The sequence below is a fragment of the Bradyrhizobium sp. USDA 3315 genome (assembly GCF_054056795.1).
Map to the genome: position 1 here is coordinate 6859054 of NZ_JBSRYP010000001.1, position 15573 is coordinate 6874626.

Genomic DNA, 15573 nt, shown 5'->3' on the forward strand with positions numbered 1-15573 from the left:
ATTGCTGACACCCAAACTACGGCGGCAACAGAACAACTCTTGCCGCTTAATCCAGCGAACCGTCGTATACGGACCCGTATGTACGGTGGTGTGGGAGGGGAGGGGCTGCGAGGCTCCCCCCTATCCCGATTGGCTTGCCGCATCGCGCCCGTTCGTCGGCGTAGGAACCTTGGCTCCTCCACCAGATTGTCAGGACGAGAAGGACGGAGGAGGTTTTCATGAACCAGTTGATTTATCTGGTCGGACTGATCGTGGTCATTTTGGCGATATTGTCGTTCTTCGGGCTGCGGTAGGCGCGTCATGGATAGCGAGCGAGGGCTTGCCGTGTCCGCCGCCAACAGGACCGGGCTTCGGCTGCAATGGAGCCCGGTCATCGCCGGCGCGCTGGCCGCGGCGGCGCTGTCGGTGATTTTGATCGGCTTCGGCGCGGCGGTCGGGTTGGGTGTGAGTTCAAGCTCGCCGTCATGGCGCGACGCATCAGCCGCGCTCGCGTTGCTGTCGGGATTGTATCTGATCCTGCAGGCGCTGGTGAGCTTCGGCGTCGGCGGCTACATCGCCGGCCGGGCTCAGCGCGTGATCGGCGCGACGCCATCCGACGAGATCGACAGCCGCGACGGGCTTCACGGCCTGACCGCCTGGGCGCTCGCCGTCATCCTCGGTGCTACGATCGTCGCGCTGGTTGGCCTGTCAACCGCGCGTCCGGTGGTTCAGAACCGGCCATCTGCGACGGCCGCGGAGCCGCTGCTGAGCGCCGAGCTCGACCGCCTGTACCGGTCAGTGCGGCGTCCGGCCAATCTCGATATCGGCTACGAGCGGGCAGAGGCCGGTCGCATCCTGCTGACGAGCTCCAGCCGCAGTGGCGTCAGCTCCGACGATCGCAGCTATCTGATCCAGCAGGTGGCGGCCGCGACCGGTCTGCCTGCTGCGGAGGCGGAGAAGCGCGTCGACAGCGTGATGGGCGATGCCAGGACCGCCATCCAGCGGTCGCGGCGCAGCGCGGTGATTTTGGCGTTCTCGGTTGCAGCGGCGCTGCTGTTCGGTGCGGTCGCCGCGTGGGCCGCGGCCGGCGCGGGCGGCCGTCACCGCGACGGCGCCGCGCCGGAGTGGATGGGCGGTAGGCCGACGACGGCCGTGCCGATTGTCTGATGCAGTTGTGAATGTCCTTCAAGGGAGACGATGATGGCAACGATCTTGGTGATGGATCACTCCGGCGACACGAGGCAGCAGTTCGACCCCGACAACAGTGAGCAGCTGGCCTGGGCGAATGCTCGCTTCACCCAGCTCACGTCGGATGGCTACACCGCCGCAATCCGGCAAGCGACCGGAGAGGCGAAGTTGGTCCGCGCGCTTGATCCGACCGCCGAGGAAACCCTGTTCTATCCGAGGCTGGTCGGCGGCTGACGCCAATGCTCGGCCGTCTGCGCGAGATGTCCCTGCGGTCCGCGCTCCGGCGCGCCGCCAGCACGCTGGGTGCGACGCTGGCCGCGATCTGGGATCGCTGGCAGGCCTATGAGCGAATTGAGGCGTGCGGACTTGCGCTGCTGTCCGCGTGGCTGTCACCCGAGCAGCGGGCGCAGTTCGAAAAGTATAAGCGCTTCGACGTCATCGGCTCGGAGTCCGGCAAGCGATACCGGATTTGCTACGGCACCTCGACCAACGTCTATGAGATGGACGGCGGCGATCGTATCGTGCTGGGCTGGTGCTTCCGGCCCGTCGGCGCGCTGGCGGCGGGCGACGTGATGCTCGCCCAGAAGATCGCGCTCGAAACCGACGAGCGCGGGACGCTCATGGTCGCGAAGCCATTCCCGAGCTCCATGCCGCCACGCGCAAATCTCCCTCCGGTCAGTTAGCGCTCGGTTCGCGCTGTCCCGCATGGCGCAAACTGTTGCGCGTTGCCGGGGAGGAACGTCGATCTTCCCGCCGGGTTGTCGGATGCCGACTTGCAATGGACCTCGTCATGCGCGTCAACACGTCGTCTTCGCTGAGCCTGATCTTCCGCTCCTACCTTGCGGACTTGCGACAATGGATGACGCGCCTGGTGACCGGCTACGCATTTGCGTGCAGCTTCATGCTGGCGGGTGCGGTCTCGCTTCTGATCGCGACCGGGATCGGGGTTGGCGCGGCTTTCCACGCCCTTGAAATGCATTACGGCATCTGGATCGCATATGCCGCGATCGGCGGCGCCTTTGTCCTCCTCGGGATCCTGGGGCTGCTCATGGGCCGCGTGCTGCTCGCACGTCCTGCGCCGGCCGTGCCGCGCCCGGGCCGACAGGTCGACATGCTCAAGCGCGCGATCGCAGTGCCCGTCGCCGCGCGGCTGATCGCCACCACTCGGACGGGAGCAGGGGCGAGCGTAGATCCCACCACCCGCGCACTGGCCGCCGGGGCTGCAATCATGCTTGTCGGCTGGTTTGCTGCATCGCGCGCCCGGCGTCAGCGCGACGCGATCCAGGACTAGCGATGGCGCCGCGCAATTGGACGAACGACCTGATGCTCGCCGGTGCAACGGCTCTGGCGACGTTGGCGATCTCTCGCCAGCTGTCCCGATCGGAGCGGCCGTCCGCTCGGGAGCAGGGCGTCGAACCCGTGCTAGCGGAAACGCAAGATCGTGGACGGCTCGCCGACACGCCGCTCGAGATTCCGACTGCCGGCTGGAAGGACATTCTGCTCCGCACCTATCAGCAGATCGACGAGGACCGTCTGCTGGCAACCGCGGCCGGCGTCGTGTTCTACGGCTTGCTGGCGATCTTCCCGGCGATCACCGCGCTGGTCTCGAGCTACGGCCTGTTCGCCGATCCGTCCACGATCTCATCGAACCTGCAGAGCCTGGCGCTGATGCTGCCGGAAGGCTCGTTTGCGATCGTCCAGGACCAGATCGCCCGCGTGCTCGCGAAGGGGACCTCGACGCTCGGCCTGACCTTTGCCGCCGGCCTGCTGATCGCGATCTGGAGCGCCAATGCCGGCATGAAGGCGATCTTCGATGCGCTCAACGTCGTCTATGACGAGAAGGAAAAGCGCAGCTTCGTCAAACTCAATCTGATGTCCCTCTCGTTCACGATCGCCGGGCTGATTTCCATCATGCTGATGGTCGGAGCGGTGGTCGTCGTCCCGCTTGTGCTGCAGCAGCTCGGACTGGGCACGACGGCCGAGCTCGTCATCCGGTTCGGACGGTGGCCGATCCTGGTGCTCCTGCTCCTCACCGCGCTCGCGGTGCTGTACCGCTATGGCCCGAGCCGAACCAGGCCGCGCTGGCAGTGGCTCAGCGTCGGCGCCGTCGCAGCGGCCGTGCTGTGGCTGGCCGGTTCGGTGCTGCTCTCCTGGTATCTGGCGAACTTCGGCGATTACAACGCGACCTATGGCTCGCTGGGGGCGGCCATCGGTCTGATGACGTGGATGTGGATGTCCGCCATCATCGTGCTGTGCGGGGCAGAGCTGAATTCAGAGATCGAGCATCAGACCATGCTCGATTCGACCGAGGGCCGCCGCAAGCCGCTCGGAGCGCGTGGCGCAACCATGGCCGACACGGTCGGCAGGGCGTCTTAGCCGGCGCAGACCCCGCCGCAGCGCACCCGGCAATGAGCATAGGAACCAACGGCATGACCCGGGCTTATGCCAAAATGGTTGAGATCAACGTGCTGGAAAAACCGATCGAGCGGATCAAGCAAACCTGCGAGCTGATGGGCATCGCGGACAGGTTCGACCGCGCGCTTCCCGAACTCGAGACCTTCCTCGAAGCCGAGATCGCGCAGGGCGAAGTCCGCGAGTCGAAGCTGACCCTTGACGGGCTCTGCTACCTGCGCCAGCTGCTGGCGCAGGCGTGAGGTATCGACATGGCATTCTCTGAGGAAATGAACCGATGCGTCGAGACCTGTCTGTCCTGCTACAGGACCTGCCTCGGCACGGCCATGAACCATTGTCTCGTCACCGGCGGCAAGCATGTCGAGCCGGCGCATTTCCGATTGATGATGGCTTGTGCGGAAATGTGCCGGACGGCGGCCCACTTCATGCTGATCAACACCCCGCACCACAAGCACACCTGCCGGGAATGCGCGGAGATCTGTGGTGAATGCGCCGAGGACTGCGAGCGCGTCGGCGGCATGGACGAATGCGTGGCGATGTGCCGTGCCTGCGCGGAATCCTGCCGCAAGATGGCGGCCTGACGGCGCGAGCTCCCCGTTCGGTCAATCGGAGCTGACGTAATGGGCGCGCCAGAGCAGCGCCGTGACGATCAGGGCGATGACCCCGGCGGCAATCACGATCCAAGGTACATAGTCGGCCATTGGCGCACCTGACGCTCCGCTTCGCGAGCCGAGCCTTTGCGAGCCAGGGCCGCGAAGCGGAGCCGTGTAAGTCTAGAGTTGCGCGTGTTGGGTGGTCGGGCGTGAGATCTGGCTGAGCGCCATGCCCGTACCATCGCTGGCCTGGATCAGGGCGATATCCCCGAGGGCAATGATTCCGACCAGGCGCTTGTCCCGGCTCAGCACCGGCAGGCGCCGAACCTGGATCGCACCCATGCTCTGCGCGATGTCGTCGAGCTCCTGATCCTCGAAACAATACTTCACCTCGGCCGTCATGACGTCGCCGACCCGCGAGTCGGGGCCGCGACCCATTCCGATGCCGCGAAGCGCGATGTCGCGGTCCGTGATCATGCCGACCAGGCGCTCGCTATCGGTAACCGGCAGCAGGCCAACACCGAGCGCTGCCATCGCTTCTGCGGCATCGCGGAGCGTATCGTCGGGGGTGCACAGCTGGACGTCAGGTGTCATCGCGTCGCAAACCTTCATGATAGCCTCTCCATTTGATTTGGCTGGTTGCGTCAACGGCCTAACGATGCCGCCCGGAACGGCGTTCCTATCAAGGCGAGGCGGATGGCGATGTTGGTCCAGGTCGGATGAAGCGGCATGTCCCGCTCCGTGCCTAGGCTACGCCGGGATAGGTCGCCGAATTCAGCAGGCGTGCAAGATGTGCCGCGTTGGCCGCAAGCATGGCGGTGGTCTGCACTGTCTTGTCGTAGGGCTTTTCGAGGTCCTTGTAGTGGGTCGGGGAGGGATCCTTGCCCCGCTTCAGCGTGTAGTTCAGCGCAATGGCTTTCAACGATCGGATGGCATCGCGTCGGCTCGTCTCTTTGGCAGCCAATGCAGGCTGGAACCGTTCGTTCCTATTGCGAACGCCGCCGAGGAACGGTGGCGCCGAGCAGCGCGCAAAGCCGTTTGGCATCCGCCGGCGCTGCGCTCTTCTGGTCGTTGTCGAAATAGACATAGATGTCGCATCCCTGCCGCTTCCAGCCGCGGATGCGTTTGGCCCAGTCGGAAAGCTCGGCCGGCTTGTAGTGCCCGCGATATCGGCCGCCCGGGCCATGGCCGCGGACATAGACGAAATCCGCGGTCCGCTTCCACGGCGCCGGCGCATCGTGATGATCGGAAATGCAGAGCGCGATATTGCGATCCGCCAGCAGCTTCAGGACATGCGGCGCGTACCAGCTGGGGTGGCGGAATTCGAACGCATAGCGCCGCCGCCGCTTCAACAGCGTCAGGAACGAGGCCAGCCGATCGGCATCGATCGTGAAGTTCGGCGGCAGCTGAAACAGGACCGGGCCGGCCTTGTTGCGCAGCAACGACAGACGCTCTTCCAGCAATTGGAGACTGTTGACCGAGTTCGCGGAGAGGCGCTTCCAGTGCGTGACGAATTTCGACGCCTTCCAGGCGAAGACGAAATCCGCATCGGTCGCATCGCGCCAGCCTGTCACCGCCTGTTCGGTCGGCGTGCGGTAGAAGACGCCGTTCAGCTCAGTCGTCGGAAACTGCGTCGCGTAGTAGTCGAGTTGCCGCTTGGGCGGCAAGCCCCTGGGAAAGAACGGACCGCGCCAGGACGAATAGTGCCAGCCGGAGGTGCCAATCAATACGCGCGCCATGCGATGGTCCAAGCGGTGGATCAAGCCTTCGCTTTAAGGCTTGGTGATCCCGTCGCGCTCTGCAAGGTCCGCTTCCCAGCCGAACACCGAGCGGCCGTCGAGCGCGGGCGAACGGGCGCGCTCGTTCGCGACAAACGCCTCGAAGGAGGGGCCGGTGGCGGTTCGTTCCAGCCTGCGGGCCTGATCGTCGAGCCGCTTCAGCGCCTGCATCTCCTCATCGCGGCCGAGCTTTGCCTGCTGCACGGCCGACTTCAGCACGCGGATGGTCTCGTCATAGACCTTGATCGGCACCGGGAAGGGATGACGGTCCTTGCCGCCATGGGCGAGCGAGAAGCGCGCCGGGTCGCGGAAGCGGTAGGGCGTCCCGTGAACGACCTCGGCGACCATCGCGAGCGACTGCACCGTGCGGGCGCCGACGCCGGGCGTCAGCAGCAGTTCGGGAAAATCCAGTGGCCCGCGATCGGCAGCCGCGGCCAGGGTGCCGTGCAGGCGGCGGACGAACACGTCGCTCGAGCGCACGTCGTGATGCGCGGGCATGATCAGGTGCAGGAGATCCGGTTGCGCGGTCGCGCTCTGCGTCAGCTCGGCATATTCGCGCGTGATGCCGTCCGGCCCCAGCGCAGCGAGCAGATCGAGCTGCGCCTGGCGCGAGCCTTCGGCGCGGTGATCGGTGAGATTGACGATCTCGCCCTGCGTCGGGCCGTCGATCGCGCTGTGCGGCTCGTCGACGAAGCTGCGCAGGCCTTCGGAGTGCCAGTGATAGCGGCGGGCCTGCCGCTTGTCGCCGTTCATGCCTTGCTGGACGACGGTCCATTTGCCGTCGTCGGTGACGAAGAAGCCGTGCAGGTAGAGCTCGAATCCGTCCTGCACCGCGGCGCTGTCGACCTTGGCCACCAGCCGGCTCGCGCGGGTTAGGGCGGCACCGTCGAATCCGACGCGGTCGCCGAGGGCGGACAGTTCATCGGGCGTGCGGCGCGAGTGCTTGCCGCGGCCGCCGCAGACGTGGATTCCGAGCTCGCCTTGCAGCGGCGCCAGACCTCGCTTCAGCGCACCGATGACGCTGGTGGTGATGCCGGACGAGTGCCAGTCCATGCCCATCACGGCGCCGAACGACTGGAACCAGAACGGATGCGACAGTCGCTGCAAAAACGCATCGCGGCCGTAATGGTGGACGACGGCCTGGGTGATGATGCCACCCAGCGTCGCCATGCGCGCCGCCAGCCATGGCGGCACGCGGCCACCATGGAGCGGAAGATCGGCGCTGCCGGTGCGTCGGGCCATCGGGCTCCCGGATGCTGAATCGGCGTCCAATCTACCAGCAAATGCGAGCGTGTGTACAAAGCGGACGTCGCTTCATCGCGCGTCTGGTCAGGCGGCTTCGGCGTTGATGCCGCTGACGGCGAGCTTGGTGAGCGCTTCATCCGTCTTCTTTTCCTCGGCCAGGGTCTGGTCGATGAGCTTGACCGCATCCTTCATGCTGAGCCGGTTGGCCCAAGCCTTCAAGGTGCCGTAGCGGGCGATCTCGTAATGCTCGACCGCCTGGGCTGCCGAGAGCAGGCCCGCGTCGAGCGCCGGCGTGTCGGCATACTCCTCCATGATCTCCTTACCCTCGTCGATGATCCCCTCGATGGCGTCGCACTTCTTGCCACGCGCCGGCTTGCCCATCAGGTCGAAGATCTGCTCGAGCCGCTCGATCTGTCCTTCGGTCTCGTCATGATGCTTCTCGAACGCCGCACGCAGATCGTCGGACTCGGCGGCCTTGGCCATCCGCGGCAACGCCTTCAGTATCTGCTTTTCCGCGTAATAAATGTCCTTGAGGGTATCGAGGAAGAGGGCACTGAGATCCTTGTCCGGCATTGGTCGCTCCGTGAGTTGGGTGAATAGTCCGGACTGCCAACACGAGTGCGGAAAGCAAGTTCCTATCCTTGATCGATGCGTGGCAAAGCGCCTCGTCGGCCGTCGCACATTCGAGCGGGTCACGATGGAGCTTGGTCGGATTGCGAAGTCTGGATTGCGAAGTCTTGCCGCAACGTGACTTCGGAACGAAGCCACGGCCGGCCCGTTGGTCGGTCTCATCGTTCAAGGGAGAACCGCAATGGATTGGAATCGTGTCGGAGGCAACTGGAAGCAGGTCAAGGGCAAGGTCAAGGAGCAGTGGGGCAAGCTCACCGATGACGATCTCGACGTGATCGACGGCAAGCAGGACCAGCTCGAGGGCCGTCTGCAGCAGCGCTACGGCTATGCCAAGGATCAAGCCGCCAAGGAAGTGAACGACTGGTACGGCCGCCAGAAATGGTGAACGGGACCGCGTTCCGGGCCCCGCTTCGGCGGGGCCTTTCGCGGCCTGGGCGGCTGAGCCTGCGTGTGACGGCATCCGGTCGGCGCGCGCAGGAGTGAGCAATGGGACAGCTTCTGAGCCCGCCGGGTCCGCGCGCGGCGCACCTTTGCATCGACATGCAGCGGCTGTTCGAGCCCGGAGCGCCCTGGGCGACGCCCTGGATGGACCGCGTGCTGCCATGCATCGTCGAGCTGGCGCAGCATGCACCTGAACGTACCGTGTTCACCCGCTTTATTCCGCCGCGCTCGAAGCACGACGCGCGAGGGATTGGGCGGGCTTATTACGAGAAATGGGAATGCGTGACCCGCGAGCGGCTCGATCCGGAGTTGATCGAGCTCGTGCCGGCGCTCGCCGCCTGTGTGCCGCCGGCCGCCATCATCGACCGGCCGATCTATAACGCGTTCGGTAATGGGCGCCTGCAAGCTCATCTGGATGCGCATGGGATCGATACGGTGATCGTGTCGGGCGGTGAGACCGACGTGTGCGTGCTCGCCACCGTGCTGGCCGCGATCGATATCGGCTACCGGGTGATCGTGGCCGAGGACGCCCTGTGCAGCTCTTCCGATCAAAGCCATGACGCGCTGCTGCAGCTCTATGCCGAACGCTTCAGCATTCAGATCGAGGTGGCATCCACGGCCGATATCCTCCGGATGTGGACCCTCGACGACTGAAGCGACAACGGGCCGAAACGAGGTACCGGTATCAGGGCAATCGGAGCAGGGGTGGCAATACCTGCTTCCTGGGGCTGAGCTGACGCTGGCGATGCGTAGCATAACTGCCGGCGATCGCCGCCAGGCTCATATCCGTAATTCGCATAAGGTATATTATGGAATATTTATATCTACAATTAGATCAGATATTTAGTGGGAAATCTTCGCACTGGTCCGCAAGTTGGCGCGCGTGACGGTGTGTCCCGAACTGTCGCCTAGCCGGTGCTGGTGCCGCAGCGATGCACGCGCGCGCATCTCGTCTGAAAGCCGATATTGCCGCCGCGTACGGACGCTGCAATAAGCCCCAGCTGTGCAGAGATCGCTGGTGACCCCGCGGCATCAGGTCCGTATAGGATGGCATCTCAGAACAACAACAAGCCTCTTGAGGGAGCAACCAATGAGCTTTTCACGACGCACGCTGCTGAAGGTTTCCGCCGCTTCCGCCGTCCTCGGCGGGATCGGCGCGCCCTATGTCGCGCGCGCCCAGTCGGCCGAATTCTCTTACAAGTTCGCCAACAATCTGCCGGAGTCGCATCCGTTCGTGGCGCGCGCCCGGGAGATGGCCGCGGCGATCAAGACCGAGACCAACGGCCGTTTCGACCTGCAGGTGTTCCCGAACAGCCAGCTCGGTTCCGATACCGACATGCTGAGCCAGGTGCGCTCCGGCGGCGTCGAGTTCTTCACGCTGTCCGGCCTGATTCTGGCGACCCTGGTGCCGGCCGCCTCGATCAACGGCATCGGCTTCGCATTCCCGGACTATCCCACGGTCTGGAAGGCCATGGACGGCGAACTCGGCGCCTATGTGCGCGGCGAGATCAACAAGGCCGGCCTCGAGGTCATGGAGAAGATCTGGGACAACGGCTTCCGCCAGACCACGTCCTCGACCAAGCCGATCACCGGTCCCGACGATCTCAAGGGCTTCAAGATTCGCGTGCCGGTGTCACCGCTGTGGACCTCGATGTTCAAGGCGTTCGATGCATCGCCCGCCTCGATCAATTTCAGCGAGGTCTATTCGGCGCTGCAGACCAAGATCGTCGAAGGCCAGGAAAACCCGCTGGCGCTGATCTCGGCGGCGAAGCTCTACGAGGTGCAGAAATACTGCTCGATGACCAACCACATGTGGGACGGCTTCTGGTTCCTGATGAACCGCCGGGCCTGGGCGGCGCTGCCGGACGATATCAAGACCATCGTCGCCAAGAACGTCAACGCGGCGGCCGTCAAGGAGCGTGAGGATACCGAGAAGCTGAACGCCACCGTGAAGCAGGAGCTCACGGGCAAGGGGCTCGTCTTCAACCAGCCCGAGGTCGGGCCGTTCCGCGACAAGCTCCGCGCCGCCGGCTTCTACGCCGAGTGGAAGGGCAAGTACGGCGAGAAGGCCTGGGATCTGCTCGAGAAGTCCGTCGGCAAACTGTCCTGATCGATCAAATCAAGCAGGAGGCTTGCCATGGCTCATGTCGAGATGACGCCGGCCGTGGCCGGCGAGGCGGCGTCGCAGCCCCCTCGCCGCCGCTCCGTCCTCGGTTCCATCGACGCGGCGCTCGGGATGCTGGTCGAAATCCCGGCGGCGATCCTTGTCGTCGCCGAGGTCGTGATCCTGTTCGCCGGCGTGGTGTCGCGCTACGTGCTCCATGCGCCGCTGATCTGGTCCGATGAACTGGCGTCGATCCTGTTCCTGTGGCTCGCGATGCTCGGCTCGGCGGTGGCGTTTCGCCGCGGCGAGCACATGCGGATGACGGCGCTGGTCGCAAGTGCGGGACCGCGGCTGTGGGCCTATCTCGACGTCGTCGCGACCTGCGCCGCGCTGGCGTTCCTGATCCTGATCGTGCGGCCGGCCTATGAATACGCCTACGAGGAAAGCTTCATCACGACGCCGGCGCTGCAGATTTCCAACACCTGGCGCGCGGCGGCGCTGCCGGTCGGCACCTGCCTGATGGCACTGTTCGCGCTGCTGCGGCTGGCGCGGGTCGGCGATTTCAAGACCTTCCTGCTGGCCGCGCTGACCGTCGCGGCCTTGATCGGGGCATTCTGGCTGGCGCAGCCGATGCTGCGGCCGCTCGGCAATCTCAACCTGATCATCTTCTTCGTCGGCGTGGTCGGCTTCTGCGTGTTTGCCGGCGTGCCGATCGGCTTTGCCTTCGGCATGGCGATCTTCGGCTACCTGGCACTGACCACCCGAACGCCGCTGATGGTGCTGGTCGGCCGGATGGACGAGGGCATGAGCCATCTGATCCTGCTGTCGGTACCGCTGTTCGTCTTCCTCGGCCTCCTGATCGAGATGACCGGCATGGCGCGGGCCATGGTGGCGTTCCTGGCGAGCCTGCTCGGCCATGTCCGCGGCGGCCTGCATTACGTGCTGGTCGGCGCCATGTATCTGGTCTCCGGCATCTCCGGATCGAAGGCCGCCGACATGGCCGCGGTCGCGCCCGTGCTGTTCCCGGAAATGAAGCAGCGCGGCGCCAAGCCGGGCGATCTGGTCGCCCTGCTCGCCGCCACCGGCGCGCAGACCGAAACCATTCCGCCGAGCCTCGTGCTGATCACGATCGGCTCGGTGACCGGCGTCTCGATCTCAGCGCTGTTCACCGGCGGCCTGCTGCCCGGCGTGGTGCTGGCGATCACGCTGTCGGGGCTGGTGTGGTGGCGCTACCGCGGCGAAGACCGCAGCCACGTCCAGCGCGCCACCGGCAGCGAGATCGGCAAGGCGTTGGTGTTCGCCCTGCCCGCATTGGCCCTGCCCTTCGTGATCCGCTACGCCGTGGTCGAAGGCATCGCCACCGCCACCGAAGTGTCGACCATCGGCATCGTCTACGCCTTCGTCATCGGCCTCTTGATCTACCGCCAGTTCAACTGGCGACGTCTGTTGCCGATGCTGATCGACACGGCATGCCTGTCGGGGGCGATCCTGTTCATCATCGGTACCGCGACCGGCATGGCCTGGGGCCTGACCCAGTCCGGCTTCTCGCGGGCGCTGGCGGCGGCGATGACCGGGCTGCCGGGCGGTTCAGCGACCTTCATCGCGGTCTCGATCCTGGCCTTCGTGATCCTCGGCAGCGTGCTCGAGGGTATCCCGGCGATCGTGCTGTTCGGGCCGCTGCTGTTTCCGATTGCGCACCAGGTCGGCGTCCACGAGGTGCACTACGCCATGATCATCATCCTGGCGATGGGCATCGGGCTGTTCGCGCCGCCGTTCGGGGTCGGCTATTATGCCGCCTGCGCCATCGGGCGCGTCGATCCGGCCGAGGGTATCCGGCCGATCTGGGGTTACATGCTGGCGCTGTTGATCGGCCTGATCATCGTCGCCATCTTCCCCTGGATATCGATCGGCTTCCTGTAAAGCACCTTGCGGATGGGATAGAGCCATGAGTGCAGCTCAGAACCAGTACTCGATCGGGTTGGACAAGACGCCGGCCAACTACGTGCCGCTCTCGCCTTTGAGCTTCCTGGCGCGCTCGGCCGCCGTCTATCCCGACCATCTCAGCGCGGTCTATGAGGGCCGCAGCTTCACCTGGAAAGAGACCTACGAGCGCTGCAGGCGCTTTGCGTCCTATCTCGCGGGCCATGGCATCGGCCATGGCGACACGGTCGCGGCGATGCTGCCGAACATCCCGGCGATGAACGAATTGCACTTCGCGGTGCCGATGACCGGCGCGGTGCTCAACGCGCTCAACATCCGCCTCGACGCGGCATCGATCGCGTTCCAGCTCGAGCATGGCGGCGCAAAGATCATTCTGGTCGATCCCGAATTCTCCGGCGTGATCGCGGAGGCCCTGACCCTGATGAAGGGCGCAAAGCCGTTCGTGATCGACGTCGATGACGCGGCCTTCGGCGGCGGCAAGCGGATCGGCGCGATCGAGTATGAGGCGGCGGTCGCGGCGGGCGATCCCGGCTTCGTGGAACGGCCACCGGCCGACGAATGGGATGCTATTGCGCTGAGCTACACGTCGGGCACGACGGGCAATCCCAAGGGCGTCGTGACCCATCACCGCGGCGCCTATCTCAACGCGGTCAGCAACATCCTCGCCGGCAATCTCGGCCAGCATCCGGTCTATCTCTGGACGCTGCCGATGTTTCATTGCAACGGCTGGTGCTTCCCCTGGACGATCGCGGCGGCCGCCGGCGTCAATGTCTGCCTGCGCAAGGTCGACCCGGCCAAGATCTTCGAACTGATCCCGAGACACGGCGTCACCCACATGTGCGGCGCGCCGATCGTCTACAACACGCTGATCAACGCGCCCGATGCGCCAAAGGGCGGCAAGGCAAAGCCCGTTGTCGGCCTGATCGCCGGCGCGGCGCCGCCGGTTGCCGTCCTCGAGGGTGGCGAGCGCATCGGCATCAAGCTGACCCACGTCTACGGGCTGACCGAGGTCTATGGCCCCGCCTCGGTCTGCGCCGAGCAGCCGGGCTGGGACGAGCTGTCGGCTGATGCGCGCGCGCAGCTGAAGCGGCGCCAGGGCGTGTCCTATCCGCTGCAGGAAGGCGTCACGGTGCTCGATCCCGAGACCATGCGCGAGGTGCCGCGCGACGGCGAGACCATCGGCGAGGTCATGTTCCGCGGCAACATCGTGATGAAGGGCTATTTGAAGAACGCGAAGGCGACGCAGGAAGCCTTTGCCGGCGGCTGGTTTCACACCGGCGATCTCGGCGTGCTCGACGAGCACGGCTACGTCATCATCAAGGACCGCTCCAAGGACATCATCATCTCCGGCGGCGAGAACGTCTCCTCCGTCGAGGTCGAGGACATCCTCTACAAGCACCCGGCGGTGCTGTTCGCGGCGGTCGTGGCAAAGCCCGACCCGAAATGGGGTGAAGTGCCCTGCGCCTTCATCGAGCTGAAGGACGGCGCCAAGGCGACCGAGGCCGAGATCATCGCCTATTGCCGCGAGCACATGTCGGGGTTCAAGACGCCGAAATCCGTGGTGTTCGGCGTGATCCCGAAGACCTCGACCGGCAAGATCCAGAAATTCCTGCTGCGCAACCAGGTCGGATCCGCCAAGGCGATCTCGGCCTGAGTCTTCAGCCTGCCCGGTCGAGCGTCAGCCGCATGCCGTCATGGGCCGGGATGACGTCGGCCGGCAGGCTCTGCCGCAGCACCTCGTAGTCGAGGTCGGAATGCATGTTGGTGATGACCGCGCGCTTCGGCTTGAAGCGCTCGATCCACGACAGCGCGTCCGCAACGCTGAAATGGCTGGGATGCTGCGCATAGCGCAAGCCGTCGACGATCCAGAGATCGAGACCTTCGAGCGCCGGCCAGCTCTCCTGGGGGATGTCGTGCAGATCGGGCGTGTAGGCGGCGCCGCCGATGCGGTAGCCGAGCGCCGGGATCTTGCCATGGTGCACCAGGAAGGCCGCGAGCTTCAGCGGGCCGCCCTTCCCCTGGACCGTATGGCTCTCGCCGGCCTCGATCGAATGCCGCGTCAGGATCGGCGGATAGTCGCTGCCTTCCGGCGAGATGAAGCAATAGGAGAACCGCGCCATCATGTCCTTCGCGGTCGACTGGTTGAAGTAGACCGGGATGCGGCGGCGTTGGTGCAGCACGACCGATCGTAAATCGTCGATGCCGTGGGTCTGGTCGGCATGCTCATGCGTCAGGAACACCGCGTCGATGTGCTCGACATTGCTGTCGATCAGCTGCTCGCGCAGATCGGGCGAAGTGTCGATCACGACCCGCGTGGTGCCGTGCTCCATGGTGCGCTCGGCCATGATCGAGCAGCGGCGGCGGCGGTTCTTGGGATTGCTGGGGTCGCAGGCGCCCCAGCCGAGTGCCGGGCGCGGCACGCCGGCGGACGAGCCGCAGCCCAGAATGGTCAGTGTCAGCGTCATGCAGCAACCTTCGGCGCCGGCACCTTGGAGAACAGCCGGAAGAAGTTTTCGGTGGTCTGTCGCGAGATCTCCTCCAGGGAAACGCCGCGGGTTTCCGCGAGCACCCTGGCGACCTCGACGACATAGGACGGCTCGTTGCGCTTGCCGCGGAATTTGCCGGGCGCAAGATACGGCGCGTCGGTCTCGACCATGATGCGGTCGGCCGGCAGCTCGGCTGCCAGGGCCCGCAGCGCGTCGGACTTCTTGAAGGTCAGGATGCCCGTGAACGAGATCGACAGCCCAAGCGCGATCGCCTTCATCGCGAGTTCGCGCCCGCCGGTGTAGCAGTGCAGAACCGCCTTGAACGGGCCGTTCGCGACCTCGTCCTCCAGGATGCGGCCGCAATCCTCGTCGGCCTCCCGGGTGTGGATGACGAGCGGCAGGCCGGTTTCGCGAGCCGCCGCGATGTGCGCGCGAAAGCCGCGCTCCTGGGCCTCGCGCGAACCGTGCTCGTAGAAATAGTCGAGCCCCGCCTCGCCGAGCGCCACGACCTTCGGATGCTTCGTCAGTTCGATCAGTTCGCTGGCCGGGATGCCGTCCTCTTCGTCGGCATGATGCGGATGGGTGCCGACCGAGCAGTAGACGTCGGGAAAGCGCTCCGTGATCGCGAGCAGACCGCCGAGCCGCTTCACCCGGGTCGAGATCGTGACCATGCGGCCAATGCCGGCCGCCTCGGCGCGCCCGACGATCCCGTCGAGATCGTCGGCAAAGTCGGGAAAATCCAGATGGCAATGACTGTCGACCAGCATGAATTTCGA

General features: G+C 65.2%; 19 protein-coding genes. 12 read left to right on the forward strand and 7 right to left on the reverse strand.

Annotation, left to right across the window (positions count from 1 at the left end; all coding sequences use genetic code 11):
• Nucleotides 1-300 precede the first annotated feature (300 nt).
• The 7 genes from ACVIYL_RS32160 (at nt 301) to ACVIYL_RS32190 (ending at nt 4160) form a co-directional block, all read left to right on the forward strand.
• Nucleotides 301-1146, forward strand: a complete 846-nt coding sequence (locus ACVIYL_RS32160; protein ID WP_456780523.1) for a hypothetical protein — start codon at nt 301-303, stop codon at nt 1144-1146.
• A 33-nt stretch (nt 1147-1179) separates the two neighbouring features.
• Nucleotides 1180-1401: a hypothetical protein gene (locus tag ACVIYL_RS32165; RefSeq protein WP_050385371.1), complete on the forward strand. Its 222-nt coding sequence runs from the start codon at nt 1180-1182 to the stop codon at nt 1399-1401.
• A 5-nt stretch (nt 1402-1406) separates the two neighbouring features.
• The gene (locus ACVIYL_RS32170) at nt 1407-1850 is read left to right on the forward strand and encodes a hypothetical protein (RefSeq protein WP_456780524.1); all 444 of its coding nucleotides are present in this window, start codon (nt 1407-1409) and stop codon (nt 1848-1850) included.
• A gap of 95 nt (nt 1851-1945) precedes the next feature.
• Entirely contained in the window at nt 1946-2458 is a 513-nt protein-coding gene (locus tag ACVIYL_RS32175) for a hypothetical protein (protein WP_456780525.1), read from the forward strand.
• A gap of 2 nt (nt 2459-2460) precedes the next feature.
• Complete coding sequence (locus ACVIYL_RS32180; protein ID WP_456780526.1) at nt 2461-3543, forward strand: YihY/virulence factor BrkB family protein; 1083 nt, start codon at nt 2461-2463, stop codon at nt 3541-3543.
• A 53-nt stretch (nt 3544-3596) separates the two neighbouring features.
• Nucleotides 3597-3821, forward strand: a complete 225-nt coding sequence (locus ACVIYL_RS32185) for a hypothetical protein (protein ID WP_028331984.1) — start codon at nt 3597-3599, stop codon at nt 3819-3821.
• A gap of 9 nt (nt 3822-3830) precedes the next feature.
• Nucleotides 3831-4160 carry a four-helix bundle copper-binding protein gene (locus ACVIYL_RS32190; RefSeq protein ID WP_028331985.1) on the forward strand — a complete coding sequence of 110 codons (330 nt, stop codon included), beginning with the start codon at nt 3831-3833 and terminating at the stop codon, nt 4158-4160.
• 192 nt (nt 4161-4352) lie between these two features.
• Here the strand turns inward: ACVIYL_RS32190 and ACVIYL_RS32195 are convergent, their stop codons facing one another.
• From ACVIYL_RS32195 to ACVIYL_RS32215, 5 genes are all read right to left on the reverse strand, one after another.
• Entirely contained in the window at nt 4353-4784 is a 432-nt protein-coding gene (locus tag ACVIYL_RS32195; protein ID WP_456780527.1) for a CBS domain-containing protein, read from the reverse strand.
• Between the two features lie 133 nt (nt 4785-4917).
• A complete protein-coding gene (locus ACVIYL_RS32200) occupies nt 4918-5094 on the reverse strand; it encodes a hypothetical protein (RefSeq protein WP_456780528.1) in 177 nt (58 codons plus the stop codon).
• A gap of 64 nt (nt 5095-5158) precedes the next feature.
• On the reverse strand, nt 5159-5911 hold the full coding sequence (locus ACVIYL_RS32205) for a DUF72 domain-containing protein (RefSeq protein WP_456780529.1): 753 nt from the start codon (nt 5909-5911) through the stop codon (nt 5159-5161).
• A 33-nt stretch (nt 5912-5944) separates the two neighbouring features.
• Nucleotides 5945-7192 (reverse strand): DUF763 domain-containing protein, encoded by a 1248-nt coding sequence (locus tag ACVIYL_RS32210; RefSeq protein WP_456780530.1) that lies wholly within the window; start codon nt 7190-7192, stop codon nt 5945-5947.
• Nucleotides 7193-7279: 87 nt separating this feature from the next.
• Nucleotides 7280-7768 (reverse strand): YciE/YciF ferroxidase family protein, encoded by a 489-nt coding sequence (locus ACVIYL_RS32215; protein ID WP_028344048.1) that lies wholly within the window; start codon nt 7766-7768, stop codon nt 7280-7282.
• A 238-nt stretch (nt 7769-8006) separates the two neighbouring features.
• Here ACVIYL_RS32215 and ACVIYL_RS32220 point away from each other — a divergent pair, with 238 nt between their 5' ends.
• From ACVIYL_RS32220 to ACVIYL_RS32240, 5 genes are all read left to right on the forward strand, one after another.
• On the forward strand, nt 8007-8210 hold the full coding sequence (locus ACVIYL_RS32220; RefSeq protein ID WP_456780531.1) for a CsbD family protein: 204 nt from the start codon (nt 8007-8009) through the stop codon (nt 8208-8210).
• A 101-nt stretch (nt 8211-8311) separates the two neighbouring features.
• Entirely contained in the window at nt 8312-8920 is a 609-nt protein-coding gene (locus ACVIYL_RS32225; RefSeq protein ID WP_456780532.1) for a cysteine hydrolase, read from the forward strand.
• 436 nt (nt 8921-9356) lie between these two features.
• Nucleotides 9357-10376 (forward strand): TRAP transporter substrate-binding protein, encoded by a 1020-nt coding sequence (locus ACVIYL_RS32230; protein ID WP_018271684.1) that lies wholly within the window; start codon nt 9357-9359, stop codon nt 10374-10376.
• A gap of 27 nt (nt 10377-10403) precedes the next feature.
• A complete protein-coding gene (locus tag ACVIYL_RS32235; protein ID WP_456780533.1) occupies nt 10404-12290 on the forward strand; it encodes a TRAP transporter large permease in 1887 nt (628 codons plus the stop codon).
• A gap of 25 nt (nt 12291-12315) precedes the next feature.
• Nucleotides 12316-13965, forward strand: a complete 1650-nt coding sequence (locus tag ACVIYL_RS32240) for an acyl-CoA synthetase (protein WP_456780534.1) — start codon at nt 12316-12318, stop codon at nt 13963-13965.
• 4 nt (nt 13966-13969) lie between these two features.
• On the opposite strand, the gene ACVIYL_RS32245 is transcribed toward ACVIYL_RS32240, so the two are convergent.
• Both ACVIYL_RS32245 and ACVIYL_RS32250 read right to left on the reverse strand, forming a co-directional pair.
• Complete coding sequence (locus ACVIYL_RS32245) at nt 13970-14776, reverse strand: MBL fold metallo-hydrolase (RefSeq protein ID WP_057018661.1); 807 nt, start codon at nt 14774-14776, stop codon at nt 13970-13972.
• A complete protein-coding gene (locus tag ACVIYL_RS32250) occupies nt 14773-15564 on the reverse strand; it encodes a TatD family hydrolase (RefSeq protein ID WP_456781911.1) in 792 nt (263 codons plus the stop codon). The genes ACVIYL_RS32245 and ACVIYL_RS32250 overlap by 4 nt, the downstream gene beginning before the upstream one ends.
• Nucleotides 15565-15573: the final 9 nt, after the last annotated feature.